We start from the raw sequence: 16,309 nt of genomic DNA on the forward strand, positions 1-16,309 counted from the left end.
GCGGGCGCCGTCACATCAGGCCGATGCTCTTCATCGCAGCCCTGACCGCCATCCGCGGCAAAAATGATCTGGCCGCGGCATACAAGGCATTCCTCAAAGCCGGGAAGCCAAAGCGCCTCGCTCTTGCAGCCATCATGCGAAAGATCATCATCCGCGCAAACGCCCGCATCCGTGACCAAATCGCTCCCAAACCGCAACTGACTTGATGACGGAAGGAGATGGTTCTTCGCCTGAAACTTCATCATCTTGCAGGCAGAAATGTTTGTCAAAAGCCATATTGCCGTCATTCCTGTGCTTGTCACAGGAATCCATGCCTCAACGGTGAAGTTGCCGCACCCGGCAAAAAAGTATCGTTCCATCCAAAAGTGAAATGCACTAAGAGCCGCAGCCCCTCCACTTCCCCCCTCAATAACGTTGGCGGCGGAAATGCCTTGAAGGTTTTTCGGGAATTCCCGGACTCACGCAATAATACAATTAAAACTTGTCTTAATTAAATTAATCCCTCATAAATTGCACAACTTGGAAAGCTCTGCTCATTCATCAGGAGGAAAATCATGAGCTTCACGTGGCATCCGGACCGGGACGATGTTTACGATGGCAATCTTTATGGCCAAACGCCTCTGAGCGGTCCGCCATCCGCATTTAGAAAGGATCAGCCCTATAGCTTCACCATGAAAGGCGCGACCGAGGACAGCCTGCTCTTGAATGTGACCGCCACACGAGAGAATGTATTCACATACTGGGGGCGCCGTAATGGTGGAGACGCCCGCGTTATAAAATTCGACATCCTGGGCGGAACGTTCACGTATAAGTCGCTTGGCGCGCTCTTGTATATGGGTAATGGCGAGGGTGTAGGAGCAGCAAATCTCGTATTCACCATCGCAGGCTACTGCTACCTGGAGGCCTTGGAAGTCGCTGGAGATAAGCTGGGAGGGACCGAATACCCCGCTACGCGGATAGATATCCAGCAAAGCGGCATATTTTCCGTTGTAGCCACCACTGTCGGCGGCGGATTCGAGGTGGATATTTCCGGCGCGGGGATGATGAAGTTCGAGGCCAACGAAATTTTCCTTTCCTATGGCAGCTATAAGACACGCGGCACCCCTCCGATCACCGGCTACTCGCTCGATTGGGTCACCTCTTCGCCGCAGCCATCGGCGTCCAAGGGCATGACCCTTATAGACGTAACCATAAATTGCCAATCATCCTCGACGGCTCGGTTGGCGGCAAAGACCATATCGCTGACCGGCAGCGATATTCGCATCGAAGATAATGCGACGATGGAGATAGGGACCGACGCGGTCACGGTCAGCAATTCCTTCTTCATAATGTCACACGGCTCCGCAACGCTGACGTTCACCCGTGCCGGCGATCCGGATCGTCTGTTCAATTATGATAAATGTCCTCCGGGCATGTTTAATTTCATCACCACCGAGGGCGCAAACACCGGCTCATTCCGTTTCCGGACCGGGAGTGTTCTTTATGGAAATTATATATTTTTGCGGCTGCAGGAGGGCGGTCTTCTCGCCATTAATGGACAGGTTTGGAAGCAAGGGGCAATAAATGGCTGGACAATTGTGTCTGACTTTCAGAATCCCGATCTTATAATCAGTTTGAAAAAGGCCTGAGCGCGCCTCTTCCAGCCCGGCGGAAAGCGTTTTGCCATTTGACCTGTCTATGGGTCGGTTTTACGATGGCTAATCCTGCCGATCCGGGGCGCCATTGGCGAAGCCGCATGACTGACTATCTCTTCGAGAGCGATATCAACCGGGTCCCTGCCGATACCCGGTCCGGAACGCTGGAGACTAAGGATGGCAAAGTGCTGCGCTATGCGATCACGCAAGGCGCCGGCGGCTCGCCGCGCGGCACCGTCCTGCTGCTCCAAGGCCGCAACGAATACATCGAGAAATATTACGAGACCATCGCCGATCTCGCCGCGGGTGGCCTCACGGTGGTGAGTTTCGACTGGCGGGGCCAAGGCGGATCGAGCCGAATGCTTCGCGATACGCTACGTGGCCATGTCGACAGTTTCGATGACTATGTTCTTGATCTGGAGAAGGTCTTGAATAGCCTTGTCCTGCCGCATTGCCCGCCGCCCTACTACATTCTCGCCCATTCGACGGGAGGGCTCATAGCTCTGCTCGGCGCACCGGTTCTCGCCCGCCATATCCGCCGGATGGTGCTGGTTTCTCCCTTTCTGGGTCTCCCCCGCTCCCGGCTTGAACTTGGCGGTATTCGCCTGGCTACCGGTACGCTGGGGCTGATTGGGCTTGGGCGATATTACGCCAATGGCCGGCGGCGGCGCTTGGGCGCGGCCAGCCCTTTTGCCGGCAATCCGTTGACCAGCGATCCTCGCCGCTATACGCGCAATGCCGAAACCGTGCGCCGCTGGCCGCAATTGGGTCTTGCCGGCCCGACGGCGCGCTGGGTTTCAGCGGCGCTTCAAGCCATTGAACGGATAAACACCCGCGCTTTCGCAATGAATTTCAACATCCCGACCCTCATTGTCGCCGCCGGGGCGGATCGTGTCGTCTCGACATTGGCAACAGAGCGGTTCGCGGCACGCCTGCGCAATGGCGCGCTTCTCACCATCGATGGCGCGCGCCATGAGATCCTGCAGGAAGCCGATTTTTTCCGCGAGCAATTGCTGGCCGCCTTCGACGCGTTCGTGCCCGGATCGAATGAAATCGATATCGAACATTTGCCGGCATCAAAAGTTGACGCTCGCAAAAAGTCGGCTCAGCCGGAGTTGAGCAAATCGAGCGCGGCACGGTGAAGCTCCGGCGTGGCGGCGGCGAGAATATCACCGGCCGTTTCTGCCGGTCCGCCATCCCAGCGGGTAACCACCCCGCCGGCCTTTTCGATGATCGGGATCAGCGCCACGATATCATATGGCTGCAGGCCAGTTTCAACGGCGATATCCACGAACCCCGCCGCTACCATCGCGAAGGCGTAGCAATCCACTCCATAGCGCGGCAGGCGCACAACTGCCTCCAGCCGATCATAGGCGAGACGCTTGCCCGCCTTGTAAAGCGCGGGCGTGGTGGTGAATAACGTGGCATCAGCGAGTGCAGTCGTATCCCGCGTTTTCAGACGCCGCGGTTCGCCTGCGTCACCCGCGCGTTCATAGAACGATCCTTCGCCATCGCAATAGAACAGCTCGCCCGTGAAAGGCTGCGACATCAGCCCGGCTTGCGCCTTGCCATCGATGGTCAGCCCCACCAGCGTTCCCCATACCGGCAAGCCGGAAATGAACGCTCGCGTCCCGTCGATCGGATCGATCACCCAGACATGGCTGTGATCGAGATTTTCCGACCCATGCTCCTCCCCCAAAATGCCGTGATCGGGATAGGCGCTGCGGATTACTTGCCGGATCGCCCGTTCCGCTTCCCTATCGGCCTCCGTCACCGGGTCGAAACCGACAGCATATTTATTATCGACCGCCCCGGCATTGCGAAACCGCGGCAACGTTTCAGCCGCCGCCGCCGCGGCGATTTGCATAAGGAATGACTTTTCAACGATCACTAAGACCTCCCGCTTTATCCGATTGGCTGTTATGAGAGCAAAGCCACATCAATTAGCTTAAAATTTAGGCGACCAGTAAAAATGCACCAAATTATCGCATTTTAGCTTGACCCATTTTGCAACGCACCATAGAGTAAGCATCAGACAGGGGTTCCTGTCCATGCCCTCCTTGGGGCGTTTCCTCCCTAGATTTTCGACCGCCTCCGGGCGGTCTTTTTTTATACCTTATGAGCGCCTTGGGAGAGGGTAAGGTGAAGAGCAATTAGCGCCAATCGGACTTGATAATCACTCCGCCGCCAGCGGCAGTCCGAAGTGATAATCCGGCAGAGATGACAAATCCGCCAGGAACATATCGATGTCCTGTCGCAGCCGGTTGAAGCCGGAATGCTTCTCGAAGGTCCGCTCGTTGAGATAAAGGCCGCGATTGACTTCGATCTGCAGCGCATGGAAGCCCTTCGCCGGGCGTCCATAGTGCTCGGTTATGAACCCCCCCGCATAAGGCTTGTTGTGCGCTACAGCATAGCCCATGTCGCGCAAAAGCTCGATTGCCACCTCGGAAAGCGCGCTGCTGCATGACATGCCGAACCGGTCGCCGACGATGAAATCAGGCCGGCCAATACCCTCCCCCAGCCGAATGCCCGCCGGCATGGAGTGGCAGTCGATCAGCACGCAATAACCGAAGCGGCGCTGCGTATCGGCGATGAGCCGGCTTAATACCGTGTGATAAGGCTTGTAGAGCGTCTCGATCCGCGCCAGCGCATCCGCAAGCGGCAATTTGCCGGGATAGATATCCTGCCCCTCGCCCACCAGGCGCGGCACGGTGCCCAGCCCGCCAGCGACCCGCGCCGACTGCGCATTGGCATAAGGCGGCAAGGGCTCGATGAACATGCGCGGATCGAGCTCATAGGGCTCGCGGTTGACGTCGAGATAGGCGCGCGGGAAATGCGCAAGCAGCATGGGTGCGCCAAGCACCACGGCTCCGCCGAAAAGTTCATCGACATAGCAATCCTCCGACCGGCGGATCGCATGGTCATCAAGCCTCGAAGCGGCGAGAAATCGGGGTGGATAACACCGCCCGCTATGCGGGGAATCGAAGACAAAGGGAATGCGCTGTTCCGCGGGTGCGCGAATCTCATGCGGCGGAAGCTGTAAAAACTCGCACTCCGGGTTCATCGGCAGACCGTCTGCAACGGAAACTTCATGACAAGAAAGTGCCAGCAGACGCGCTTCATGTCCAGAGCAAGTCCAGGAAAAGTGCCTCGCGGTTTTCTGTCCGGACTTCGCCCTTATCTCTCTTCCCGTCTCCCGACTCGACAAGCCGGTGTTTCCGGTTCTATTGTTAGCATGCCGCCGCATTCATTCGATGTTTACCAAAAAGCCGTTTCTTTGAAACGGATCGAATCGCCCGTGAAATCAAAGCGGGCATGTGGCGGGTGGCCAGGAATTTTCGGACGGAAAAATGAAAAGAATTCTTCTAGCGGAAGATGACAACGATATGCGTCGCTTTCTGGTGAAAGCGCTTGAGAAGGCGGGCTACCACGTAACCCACTTCGACAATGGCGCCAGCGCCTATGAAAGACTGCGCGAAGAACCTTTTTCGCTCCTTTTGACTGACATCGTCATGCCGGAGATGGACGGGATCGAACTGGCGCGCCGCGCGACCGAGATCGATCCTGATCTCAAAGTGATGTTTATCACAGGGTTTGCCGCGGTCGCACTCAATCCGGATTCGAATGCACCGCGCGACGCGAAGATCCTGTCGAAGCCGTTCCATTTGCGTGATCTCGTTAACGAAATCGAGAAAATGCTTGTCGCGGCCTGATTGCCTCGCGTTTTAAACAGGGAAACAATCTAGTCTCCATATACGAGCCTGTCCTGTCTTGCCCGCAACTCCGCGATCTTTGAGCCGGGCTCGACGACTGCATTCTCATAAGTAATCAGGTCGCCCTTCCTGATCGGCGCGGTAACTGTTCCGCGTTCCAGGAGGCCGCAGGGAATAGCCTTGGCGGCACGGGCTTCCGGCGTGGTCATGATCCAGGCGCGGTAAGAGTATTCGCCAATGGCGTCCAGCTTGTCGCCGGGCTTAAGGTCCTTCTTGGCTACGGCGCAGACTTCGGCGACAGGCTTCGCCAGCGGCACCATGTCCGGCTTGCCGTAGAGAACGACGCGGGCGCAGGTCAGGGGCACTTCGAGCGAAGTCAGGTGGTAGGGCCGGTGGAATGTGAAATAAGGGCCGTGGCCCATCTTCAAATCTTCCATGCGCTCGCGGATGCGCGGATGTGACATATCGGCGATGACGAAGACGCCGGGGGCTACTCCCTTGCCGATGGAATAATCGACGACACCGATCTTCGATAGCACGCCGCCGTCCTTTTGCGGAATCAGCGTCTGGTTTAGTTCGCTCACCGTGGCCATGGGGCCGTGCATGCCCGGCTTGTCCGGGACGAGGCCAGTGGCGTTGGCGATGGCCGCCATTTCCACCATGGTCTTGGAGCCGTCGACGAATTCCACCAGCATACGCACATTCATGTTGCGGCGCTGCGCTTCCTCGGCATAGTCATCGGGTATGGCGTCGATGTTGAGCGGGTTGTTCTTGCCCTTCCCGGCGGCAACGATGGGATGGCCCATGGCGGTGACGAACTCGATGAGTTCCATGCAGGCAGAGGGCTCATCGCCGGCGCCAAGCGAATAGGTCACGCCCAACCGGTCGGCCTCGCTCTTGAGATATGCGCCGATGGTCACGTCCGCCTCGACATTCATCATGACGAGATGCTTGCCATGCTCCATGGCGCGGAGGCCAATTTCCGCACCCACAGCGGGAACGCCGGTCGCGTCGATCACCACATCGATCAAATCGTTCTGGAGGATCAAATCGGCATTGTCGGTCACGGCAATTTTACCGCTTTCCATGGCCTCGGTCAGGCCCGAGGCGGTGGAGATTTCCCTCGCATGGCCTTTTTCTTGATAGGCGATATCGACGGCTTTGGTTGCGTTTGGTACGCGCAACTCTGAGATCGCACCGATTTCGATGCCGGGCATGTGGGCAACGCGGGAGACGACATCCGTTCCCATTTCGCCCGCGCCGATCAGGCCGATGCGGATCGGCTTGCCGCTGTCGGCCCGGGCCTGCATGTCACGCGCCAGGCCAGTCAATGCTACGTTGGTTGCCATTTGTTCCTCCTCGATCAAGCACATGATCCAATCCCAAAAGCTGGCCAACTTTTCAGGATCATGCTTTATCGGCTGAATTGCCACAGTGGCGCGGCTTTTTCCCGTTATGGACCCGTGCGGTTTGTCATGTCACGTCAAATTGCTAAACAGCGATTCGTAAAAAGATGTCTACCCACGAAAGAGCGGCGACATGAAACAAGCAATTACACTGGATCAGGTGAGAGAAGCCATCGGCACGGAGATCGGCTGTTCGCAATGGCGCGTGGTAAGCCAGGCGATGATCGACCAGTTCGCGGACGCCACCGACGATCATCAGTTTATCCATGTGGACCCGGAGCGGGCCGCGAAAGAAACACCGTTCGGCGGCACCATCGCGCATGGCTTTTTGACGCTTTCGCTGCTTTCAACACTCGCCTTCGAAGCGTTGCCGATGATCGAGGGCGCGACGATGGGCATCAATTACGGCTTCGATAAGGTGCGCTTCATGGCGCCGGTCAAGAGCGGCGCACGGGTGCGCGCGCGCTTCAAGCTGGCTAACGCCGATATCAGGCCCTCGGGTCGGGTCGTTAATCATTACGAGGTGACGCTGGAGATCGAGAACTCGTTGAAGCCGGCGCTGACGGCAACCTGGCTAACGATCGCGGTGGTCGAAGTAGGGGAATAGAGCATTACATTTCAGTATTGCCGAACCGCACGGCGCCCCATATTTCCCTACTGCCCTACTGCCCTACTGCCTTATTCAGCCTTCCCTCTTCATCGAGAGGGGCGGCTTTTCCCTTATAGGCTGTCACCAGGTCGCCAAGCGCGAAGGGCCCATGCAGAAACATGCCGATATCGTAGGCGTTGCGCTTCTGGGCTCCCTTGAGAAAAAGCAGGTGCATCTTGAAGAAATTGCCCTTGGCGCGTTTGTAGCGGCTTTCGCTGTGAACGTTCTTGAACCTGATGCGCGAAATAACGGGTGGTTTGGCTGGCGTGATCGCGAGTACGAGCGCTGGGTCGGATCCATAAAAATGGATGATGTCGGTCAGCGCCTGGAATTCCGCCCAGAGAACGGGCGTTTCCTGCAGGACCGTGCGGATATCCTCGCGCAGGCTTTTGGCCTTCGGATGGAACGCAAGCATCAGCAGGCATGAGCCGAGGGAAAGCAACGTAACCGGCTGCTTTTCGAAAAGCTCAGGCGTTTCACGCCTGATTTGGGCGATGGCCTCGACTGCCGGCACAGTGCCGAGGCTATGGCCGACGATGACGACCTCATCGGCATCGGAGTCATGGATCTTTTGCCCAAGGATGGCGGCGAATTCCTTTCGCCGCGCATTGAGTTTGGGATTGCCGCCATGGACGCGGTCATAGGCGGCTGACCAATCGTCCAGCAAGTAGGACAGGAAGAATTTCTTGCCCGGCCAGCGCATGAGGATTGCGCCGATGGCGACGGCAAGCGGCAGCGACCAGATCAGATGCAGGGTAGAAAGCCCCATAATGACAGGATTAGCCGCAACCAGCGTGGCCATGCCGATAATTGCGAGCGTCAGCCCGAACGGCCAGAGGAAGAACACGACGAAGCGCCAGCTTGTTCTGGCATAGCGCCAAAGCGTACCGGTCAGCAGGATATCGAGAAAAGCCCGCAGGCCAGTCAGAAGCCGGGTTAATGTGGGTCGTTTGGCATAGTCATCGAAAATATCGGCGGTTCCGAACTGGCAGAACTCGATTTGCGTTTGCCAATCGGCCCCTTGCGTCGTGAGCCTCATCGCGCCGCAACCGGCGTCCTCCGCCACCATGGGCGTCGCTTGCGTATGCGCATGCCATAGCCGGTCGAAATCGGCGACGGCCTGCATATGACGACCGCGCACGGCATTGGGGTGATGCCCCTCATAACCGGTGAAATTGAGAACGAGACGCTTTTTGACGGTCATGAAGCCAGTTTCTCTAATGCAAAATTCGCGCGGAATCTTGAGGATTCCGCGCGAACATCCGCCGAATGGACGGCAAGTAAGGGGTTTCTTAGGGTGTTTTAAGGGCGAAGGGAAATAATTTAGACGACCGCGTCCCGTGCCGCCTCGCTCAAAAAGGTGAAGGCATAATCGGAGAACGAACGCCAGCATTCGATGCGGAAGCTGTACTCGCCGGTACGCCACAAGACGATTTCGATCTTGCCCAGTACCGTGCGGGAAACCGCGCCGATAGGGAAGGCGGCAAGGGCGAGGTCTTGCGGGCAGCCCGCATTGATCGTAGCCTCGGCGCCCAGCCCGGAAACGAGGATGGCGGTGTTGCGCTGGGAGACATCGACGGCGGAATGAAGCGCCTTTACCTTGGCGAGATCAGCGGCGAGGTCCTTGTCGCCCGTATCGATCAGCAGCCACTCATCGGGGCCGAGCCAAAGGGCGGTGCGCGTACCCGTGGTTACGGATGATTTCGGCTTTACCGGAAGTTCGAGGCCCAACGCCCTGGACAGTGCGCCCAGCGCATCCGGACGGGCGCGCAGCGCGATGCGGAAGGCCGGTTCGGCGGGGAGGATGGAGACCAAACCCCCGCCACCGTGACGACCGGATAGGGGGAGGGTACGCTTCATAGGGGTGGGGGCTGTACCTTTAGCCATGGAGGCGCTCTCCCTTTTCGTCGATGAATACGGAACCCGTCACCTCGACTTCGATCACGCCATCGGGCATCGGCACATAGAGCGTTTCGCCCATGCGTTTCGAGCCGCCCGCGACCAGAGCAAGCGCGATGGAACGGTCGCAATTTTCAGACCAGTAGGATGAGGTGACATGGCCGATCATGGTCATGGGTATGGCCTGCTTCGGATCGGCGACGATTTGCGCGCCTTCCTCCAGCACGGTCTTCGGATTCCTGGTCTTCAGGCCGACAAGCTGCTTGCGGCCTTCGGCCATGAGGTCGGGCCGCTTCAGGCCGCGGATGCCGACGAAATCCGACTTGTTCTTGCCGATGGCCCAGGCGAGGCCCGCATCATGAGGCGTCACCGTGCCGTCGGTATCCTGACCGACGATGATATAGCCTTTTTCGGCGCGCAGCACATGCATGGCTTCGGTGCCGTAGGGCGTCAGGCCATGCGGCTTGCCGTTTTCATAAATGGCTTCCCAGACGGCCTGTCCGTAATCGGTCGGCACGTTGATTTCATAGCCCGTCTCGCCGGTGAACGACATGCGGAACAGCCTTGTCGGCACGCCGCAGATTTTGCCCTCGCGCACGCTCATATGCGGGAAGGCTTCGGCTGAAAGGTCGATGCCTTCCACCAGCGGCGCGATGATGTCGCGGGCCTTTGGGCCCTGCACGGCGATGACAGCCCACTGCTCTGTCGTCGAGGTGATCCACACATCGAGATGCGGGAACTCGGTCTGGAGATAGTCTTCCATATGATGCATGACGCGTGGCGCGCCACCTGTCGTCGTCGTCACATGGAAGCGATCCTCCGCCAGCCGGCCAACCACGCCGTCATCATAGATGAAGCCGTCCTCGCGCAGCATCACGCCATAGCGCAGGCGACCCAGCCCAAGCTTCTCCCACGGGTTGGTGTAGAGCAGCTCCAGAAATTTCGCCGCGTCGGGGCCGACCACCTCGATCTTGCCCAAGGTCGAGGCGTCGAAAATACCGGCGGCATTGCGCACCGCCACGCATTCGCGGTTGACCGCCTTGTGCATGTCCTCGCCGGAACGGGGATAATACCAAGGCCGCTTCCACTGGCCGACATCCTCGAAGACCGCGCCATGCGCTTCATGCCAGGCATGGATCGGCGTGCGGCGTGTCGGGTCGAAGAGTTCGTGCCGCGCATGGTTGACGATGGCGCCGAAGGTGACGGGCGTATAGGGGGGGCGGAAGGTGGTCAGCCCCACCTCCGGGATATCGCGGCCCAGCGTTTCGGCGGCGATGGCGAGGCCATGCAGGTTGGAGGTCTTGCCCTGATCCGTCGCCATGCCGTTGGTGGTGAAGCGCTTGACGTGCTCGATGGAGTGCATGCCCTCGCGCACCGCCTGGCGGATATCCTTGGCGGTGACGTCGTTCTGGAAATCGATGAAGGCCTTGACGGTTGTGTCGACACCGGCGCCCGGCGCGGAGCCGATCATGCCGCCGGTCCAGGCCGCACCGCCGGTTACGGCGAGTTTCGGGACCGTTGCCTTCGAGGCGATGCCCGCCTCTTTGGCCATTCGCTCGCCTGCCGCAAGCGCTTCGTCCATCGTTTCCTGCAACCCGTCCGTGCCGTTGCAGGCGCCGACGGAGACGCAGTCCTGCACATAGGCGCCGGGCAGGAAACGCTCGTTTTCCTTGTCCCAGCGCACCTTGCCGCGCGATTGCGAGAAGAGATGTACCGAAGGCGTCCATCCTGCCGAATTGATCAGCGCATCGAGGGGAATGGAACGGGTCTTGCCGCCGTTCTTCGGCGATACCGTCATCGAGGAGACGCGGCGCGTACCGCCGACCTTGAGCACGGCATGGCCGGCAAGTACGTCAATGCCAAGTTTCCGCGCGGCCTCGACAAGTTCGGGCGAGGGGGAATCCCGCAAATCCACGATGGCTGGAATGTTTATTCCAGCGCGCTTCAGGTCGAACGCCGCCAGATAGGCCGAATCGTTGGCCGTATAGACACCGATCTTGCGGCCAACCGCGACGCCATAGTGATTCAAATAGGTGCGTGCCGCGCTCGCGAGCATGATACCCGGACGGTCGTTGTCGGCAAAGACCATATGCCGCTCGATGGCGCCGGTGGCGAGAATGACGCGTTTGGCGCGCACCTGCCAGAGTTTTTCGCGTGGCGCTTCGGCGTGAGGCCGCGCCATATGATCGGTGACACGCTCGATAAGGCCGACGAAATTCTGCGCGTAATAGCCGAACGCTGTGGTACGGGTGAGCACGCGGACATTATCCATTGCCGCCAGACGTTGCGCGGTTTCCTGCGCCCATTCATAGCCGGGCTGGCCCTCGACGCGGATACCACTTTCGTATTTCAGCGCGCCGCCCACTTCCGCCTGTTCGTCGCAGAGGATGACCCGTGCGCCGGTTTCCGCAGCCGCAAGGGCCGCCGCGAGGCCTGCCGCGCCAGCGCCGATGACCAGCACATCGCAATGGGCGAAGCGGTTGGCGTAATGGTCGGGATCGGCTTCATCCGGCGCGACACCCAGGCCGGCGGAGGCGCGGATGATGGGCTCGTAAAGATGCTTCCATGCCGCCTTCGGCCACATGAAGGTCTTGTAATAAAAACCGGCGGAGAAGAGCGGGGACAAAAGATTGTTGACGGAGCCGATGTCGAAGCCGAGCGATGGCCAGCGGTTTTGCGAGGTGGCTTTCAACCCGTCATAGACTTCCTGCACGGTGGCTCGAACATTGGGCTGCTTGCGCATGGCGTCCCGCTCGATACCGACCAGCGCGTTCGGTTCCTCAGCTCCGGCGGAAAGGATGCCGCGCGGGCGGTGATATTTGAACGAGCGGCCGACGAGATGGACGCCGTTGGCAAGAAGCGCGGAGGCCAGCGTATCGCCCTCAAGCCCGGTGAAATGCTGGTCATCGAAGGTGAAGCGGACTGTCTTGGCCGGTATAAGACGACCTGCGCCGGGGATGCGATTGCTGCCTGACTTGGGATTGAGCGACATGGATCAGGCCTTTGATTTACTGGCGACGGGCTGCATTAGCGGCTTTCCCGAAGGAGCGGTGTTTTCCGCATTGGCAAGAACACTATCCAGATCCGGCATCGGTTCGCCCGCTTTATAGGTGGTCAAGATGCGGTCGCTCACGGTGTCGCGGATGGCATTGAAAAACCGCCCACACCCATGGATATGCCGCCAGCGCTCGGCCACAACCCCCTTGGGGTTCTGGCGCAGATAGAGGTAGGCTGCGAATTCCAGTTCGCCCTGAGTGGCGATATCGGACGAGCGCACCAGATGCGCTTCGCCCGCGTGGCGAAACTCGATTTCCGGGCGCTCTTCCTCGCAATAGGGGCAGTGGATTAGAAGCATGGGGTTGGCTCCTGGCGCATTTCAAATGCCGGCGAGGCAATACCCCCCTCTGCCTTGCCAGGCATCTCCCCCTCAAGGGGGGAGATTGGCTGACACCACGCTCGGCCTCTATCCTGCAATGTTTGCGATTGGTGCCGAGCGTCTATGAAGGCGCAATCTCCCCCCTTGAGGGGGAGATGCCCGGCAGGGCAGAGGGGGGTAGATGCAGGCCATTCCATCAAAACAAAACCCATCCTAATGCGCCACGGCTGCCGCCGCCGCTTCATCGATCAGCCGCCCGGTGCGGAAGCGATCGAGGGTGAAGGGGGCGTTGATCGGGTGCGGCTCGTCGCGGGCGATGGTGTGGGCGAAGACGTGGCCGGAGCCGGGGGTCGCCTTGAAGCCGCCCGTGCCCCAGCCGCAATTGACATAGAGACCGGGGACCGGCGTCCTGGCAAGGATCGGCGAGCGGTCGGGCGTGACATCGACGATGCCGCCCCAGGAGCGCATCATCTTCATGCGGGTGAAGACCGGGAACATCTCGCAGATCGCGTCGAGCGTATGGTTGATGATGTGCAGGCCGCCGGTCTGGGAATAAGAGGTGTACTGGTCGGTACCCGCGCCGATCACCAGTTCCCCCTTGTCGGATTGCGAGATATAGGCGTGCACGGTGTTGGACATGACGACACAGGGAAAAGCCGGCTTCACGGGCTCCGAGACCAGCGCCTGCAGCGGATAGCTTTCCAGCGGCATGCGCACGCCCGCCATCTGCATCAGCACCGAGGTGTGGCCTGCAGCAACGACGCCGACCTTCCTTGCGCCGATGAAGCCTTGCGTCGTCTCGACGCCGGTGACCGCGCCGGTCGGCGAGCGGCGGATGCCGGTGACCTCGCAATTCTGGATGATATGGACGCCGCGGTCGGATGCCCCGCGCGCATAGCCCCAGGCCACCGCGTCATGCCGCGCCGTGCCGCCGCGCCGCTGCAGCGAGGCGCCGACCACGGGATAACGCGCCGTCTGCGAAATATTCAGCGGTGGGCAATAGTCCTTGGCTTCTTCGGGCGTCAGCCATTCATTGTCGATGCCGTTCAGCCGGTTGGCGTGGACATGGCGCTTCAGGACCTGCACGTCATGAACATTGTGGGCGAGCATCATGACGCCGCGCGGGGAGTACATGACGTTGTAGTTCAGGTCCTGGCTCAACCCTTCCCACAGCTTCACGGCGTGGTCGTAGATGCCCGCCGATTCGTCATAGAGATAGTTGGAGCGGATGATGGTGGTGTTGCGCCCGGTATTGCCGCCGCCGAGCCAGCCTTTTTCCAGAACCGCGACATTGGTGATGCCGTGCTCCTTGGCAAGATAGTAAGCCGTCGCCAGGCCATGGCCGCCGGCGCCGATGATAATGACATCATATTCAGATTTGGGCTCCGGCGAGGTCCACTGCTTTTCCCAGCCCTTATGTCCGCGCATCGCCTCGCGGGCGACGGCGAAAATTGAAAACTTACGCATGTTCTGCCCTTTTGGCTCCCTGCCGAACTTGGCCGCGAGATAACATCTTTTCCTTATCACTAGAACATTGCGGGCGCGATATTTTGCTTAACTGCGACCAAACGTGGCGCTTCGCTCGCTCATAAGGGGGAAAACCGGAGGGTGATGCGCTTCGTTGTGGACATGGCCCAAGGTTTCTGGTATCAGCCAACTCCAATTTGCTTCGGATATCCGTTGCGAAGCCTTGGGGTTTGGGTGTTTTGAACCATTCCATCCGTATCCTGGCTCAACTGAAATTCTAACTGAAAACGGGATCACACGTGCAGGTACTCGTCCGCGATAACAATGTCGATCAGGCTCTCCGCGCTCTCAAGAAGAAGATGCAGCGCGAAGGCATCTTCCGTGAAATGAAGATGCGCGGCCATTATGAGAAGCCGTCGGAAAAGCGCGCTCGCGAGAAGGCGGAAGCTGTCCGTCGCGCCCGCAAGCTGGCTCGCAAGCGCGCCCAGCGCGAAGGCCTGATCCCCGGCGGCCGCGTCGCAGCAGCTCCCGCCGCCCGCTCATAGTTGCCCCCGCTCTTCGGGGCTGCTTAATTCCCAAGAAAAGTCAAAGGGTGGGGCGATCAACGTCGCCGCACCCTTTTTGCTGTTTTTATCGCGGTTGTCGCATTCATGCGACAGCCCAGCGGGCTCTACATGGTTATAAGTGCTTTTCGCGCCGGGGTGGGGGGAAGCTGGAAGGAATAATGGAATTGCCGATGCGCCACTCGATCACCGCCGTCCAATCGTCCGCCCGTCCCGGTCTTTGCGCAATCGCCTCGCTGGCGATGCTCGCGCTGGCGGGTTGCCAGACCAGCACGAGCAATATTCTTGCGCCCATCGACAAGGCGCAGGGGTCGAGTGAGAACATCGGCTCGCTCACCTCGGTGATCCAGAGCAACCCGCGCGATCCGGAAGGGTATAATGTCCGTGGGTCGGCCTATGGCAAGGCGGGGCGCTATAAGGAGGCGTTGAAGGATTTCGATGCCGCGTTGCAGATCAATCCGAATTTCTACCAGGCCTATGCCAACCGGGCGCTGATCTACCGCTTCATGGGCGAGGATGCTCGCGCGGTGGCTGATTATAATCGGGCCATCCAGATCAACCCGCAATATGATGTCGCCTATATCGGACGCGGGAATGTCTACCGCCAGGCGGGGCGTCTCGACGAAGCGTTCAACGATTTCAACCGCGCCATCCAGCTCGATACCACCGATGGACGAGCTTACCACAATCGCGGACTGATCTATCAGGCGCGCGGCGAGCACAAGCAGGCGATTGAGGATTTCGCGACCGCCATATCGCTGCAATCCAATGCGCCGGAGCCCTATAATGGTCGCGGCGTTTCCTATGCCGCGCTTGGCGACTACGACAACGCGTTCGACGATTTCAACACCGCCATCAATCTCGACGGCAATGTCGCCGAAAGCTGGGCCAACCAGGCGCTGGTCTACGAGCATCGCGGCGACAAGGCCCGCGCGGCCAAGTCCTACGCGCGCGCGGCGCAGCTTGATCCGAAGTACAAGCCGGCGAAGGATGGGCTGGAGCGGACGCGTGGCTAGGGGAATAGGGCAGTAAGGGAATAGGGCAGTATGTGAAGAAAACATATTGCCCTACTGCCATATTGCCTTATTGCCCTGACGGCCTTTTATTCGCCACTGCACGGTCTATATTGGCGGTCATGTCACTTTTCGATCACATAGGTTTTCATACGCCCGATCTGGATCGCTCGCTTGCATTCTTTGCCGGCTGCATGCCCACGCTGGAACTGGAAGTGATCCGCAACGCCGATGCTTCGTTTTTTGTCAGCGGCGGGGAGCGGGCGCCGGTTCCATTCATCTGGATTGCGGGAATGCCACAGAGCGGCGAGGCTCTCCCCGCGGGCGCGCCGGAGAAGCCTGGAAATCATCTGCATCTGATGTTCACCGCCTTGAGCCGGGATGCGGTAGAGGCTTTCCATCAAGCGGCGCTAGCCTCAGGCGGCATCGACAGCGAGCCGCCGGGCTATCAGGGGCCTGAGGAGATGGGCTATTACGCGACGCTCGTCTTCGACCCGGATGGCAATACGATAGAGGTCGGCTTCCGCGAAATCTGGGGGTAATCTCAGCTTGCCAATCTCCCGAAATTTATTGTTAATGCTCGTATCGA

General features: G+C 59.3%; 15 protein-coding genes and 1 pseudogene. 8 read left to right on the forward strand and 8 right to left on the reverse strand.

Annotation, left to right across the window (positions count from 1 at the left end):
* From C7477_RS17060 to C7477_RS17070, 3 genes and pseudogenes are all read left to right on the forward strand, one after another.
* Window positions 1–206: pseudogene (locus C7477_RS17060) on the forward strand (IS110 family transposase); the annotation flags it as partial.
* Window positions 207–554: 348 nt separating this feature from the next.
* Complete coding sequence (locus tag C7477_RS17065) at window positions 555–1,628, forward strand: hypothetical protein (RefSeq protein ID WP_110754358.1); 1,074 nt, start codon at window positions 555–557, stop codon at window positions 1,626–1,628.
* A gap of 107 nt (window positions 1,629–1,735) precedes the next feature.
* On the forward strand, window positions 1,736–2,776 hold the full coding sequence (locus C7477_RS17070) for an alpha/beta fold hydrolase (protein ID WP_110754360.1): 1,041 nt from the start codon (window positions 1,736–1,738) through the stop codon (window positions 2,774–2,776).
* Here C7477_RS17070 and hisN read toward each other — a convergent pair.
* Together hisN and C7477_RS17080 are read right to left on the reverse strand one after the other, a co-directional pair.
* Window positions 2,740–3,501 carry a histidinol-phosphatase gene (hisN, locus tag C7477_RS17075; protein WP_425373591.1) on the reverse strand — a complete coding sequence of 254 codons (762 nt, stop codon included), beginning with the start codon at window positions 3,499–3,501 and terminating at the stop codon, window positions 2,740–2,742. The two genes, C7477_RS17070 and hisN, sit on opposite strands and share 37 nt — an antisense overlap.
* Window positions 3,502–3,810: 309 nt before the next feature.
* On the reverse strand, window positions 3,811–4,698 hold the full coding sequence (locus tag C7477_RS17080; RefSeq protein ID WP_110754364.1) for an N-formylglutamate amidohydrolase: 888 nt from the start codon (window positions 4,696–4,698) through the stop codon (window positions 3,811–3,813).
* Window positions 4,699–4,984: 286 nt separating this feature from the next.
* Between C7477_RS17080 and cpdR the strand changes: the two genes are divergently transcribed.
* Window positions 4,985–5,347: a cell cycle two-component system response regulator CpdR gene (gene cpdR, locus C7477_RS17085; protein WP_110754405.1), complete on the forward strand. Its 363-nt coding sequence runs from the start codon at window positions 4,985–4,987 to the stop codon at window positions 5,345–5,347.
* 29 nt (window positions 5,348–5,376) lie between these two features.
* Here the strand turns inward: cpdR and C7477_RS17090 are convergent, their stop codons facing one another.
* Window positions 5,377–6,696 carry an NAD(P)H-dependent oxidoreductase gene (locus C7477_RS17090; RefSeq protein ID WP_110754407.1) on the reverse strand — a complete coding sequence of 440 codons (1,320 nt, stop codon included), beginning with the start codon at window positions 6,694–6,696 and terminating at the stop codon, window positions 5,377–5,379.
* A 190-nt stretch (window positions 6,697–6,886) separates the two neighbouring features.
* Here C7477_RS17090 and C7477_RS17095 point away from each other — a divergent pair, with 190 nt between their 5' ends.
* Window positions 6,887–7,360, forward strand: coding sequence for a MaoC family dehydratase (locus tag C7477_RS17095; protein ID WP_110754366.1), 474 nt, complete (start codon window positions 6,887–6,889; stop codon window positions 7,358–7,360).
* 55 nt (window positions 7,361–7,415) lie between these two features.
* On the opposite strand, the gene C7477_RS17100 is transcribed toward C7477_RS17095, so the two are convergent.
* The 5 genes from C7477_RS17100 to C7477_RS17125 all read right to left on the reverse strand — a co-directional run bounded on the left by C7477_RS17100 (window position 7,416) and on the right by C7477_RS17125 (window position 14,144).
* Window positions 7,416–8,606: an alpha/beta hydrolase gene (locus tag C7477_RS17100; RefSeq protein ID WP_110754368.1), complete on the reverse strand. Its 1,191-nt coding sequence runs from the start codon at window positions 8,604–8,606 to the stop codon at window positions 7,416–7,418.
* 119 nt (window positions 8,607–8,725) lie between these two features.
* Window positions 8,726–9,289, reverse strand: a complete 564-nt coding sequence (locus C7477_RS17105) for a sarcosine oxidase subunit gamma (protein ID WP_245411882.1) — start codon at window positions 9,287–9,289, stop codon at window positions 8,726–8,728.
* Window positions 9,282–12,293: a sarcosine oxidase subunit alpha gene (locus tag C7477_RS17110; protein WP_110754372.1), complete on the reverse strand. Its 3,012-nt coding sequence runs from the start codon at window positions 12,291–12,293 to the stop codon at window positions 9,282–9,284. Before C7477_RS17110 ends, C7477_RS17105 begins: the two co-directional genes overlap by 8 nt.
* A 3-nt stretch (window positions 12,294–12,296) precedes the next feature.
* Window positions 12,297–12,656, reverse strand: a complete 360-nt coding sequence (locus C7477_RS17115; RefSeq protein ID WP_110754374.1) for a sarcosine oxidase subunit delta — start codon at window positions 12,654–12,656, stop codon at window positions 12,297–12,299.
* Window positions 12,657–12,890: 234 nt separating this feature from the next.
* Window positions 12,891–14,144 carry a sarcosine oxidase subunit beta gene (locus C7477_RS17125; RefSeq protein WP_110754375.1) on the reverse strand — a complete coding sequence of 418 codons (1,254 nt, stop codon included), beginning with the start codon at window positions 14,142–14,144 and terminating at the stop codon, window positions 12,891–12,893.
* 299 nt (window positions 14,145–14,443) lie between these two features.
* On the opposite strand from C7477_RS17125, the gene rpsU reads away from it, so the two are divergent.
* The 3 genes from rpsU to C7477_RS17140 all read left to right on the forward strand — a co-directional run bounded on the left by rpsU (window position 14,444) and on the right by C7477_RS17140 (window position 16,262).
* Window positions 14,444–14,689, forward strand: coding sequence for a 30S ribosomal protein S21 (gene rpsU, locus C7477_RS17130; protein ID WP_110754377.1), 246 nt, complete (start codon window positions 14,444–14,446; stop codon window positions 14,687–14,689).
* A 179-nt stretch (window positions 14,690–14,868) separates the two neighbouring features.
* Window positions 14,869–15,723 (forward strand): tetratricopeptide repeat protein, encoded by an 855-nt coding sequence (locus tag C7477_RS17135; RefSeq protein WP_110754379.1) that lies wholly within the window; start codon window positions 14,869–14,871, stop codon window positions 15,721–15,723.
* Between the two features lie 119 nt (window positions 15,724–15,842).
* Window positions 15,843–16,262, forward strand: a complete 420-nt coding sequence (locus tag C7477_RS17140; RefSeq protein WP_110754381.1) for a VOC family protein — start codon at window positions 15,843–15,845, stop codon at window positions 16,260–16,262.
* The last annotated feature ends 47 nt before the right edge of the window (window positions 16,263–16,309 follow it).

The sequence above is a fragment of the Paramesorhizobium leguminum genome, assembly GCF_003217235.1.
Classification (GTDB): domain Bacteria; phylum Pseudomonadota; class Alphaproteobacteria; order Rhizobiales; family Rhizobiaceae; genus Paramesorhizobium; species Paramesorhizobium leguminum.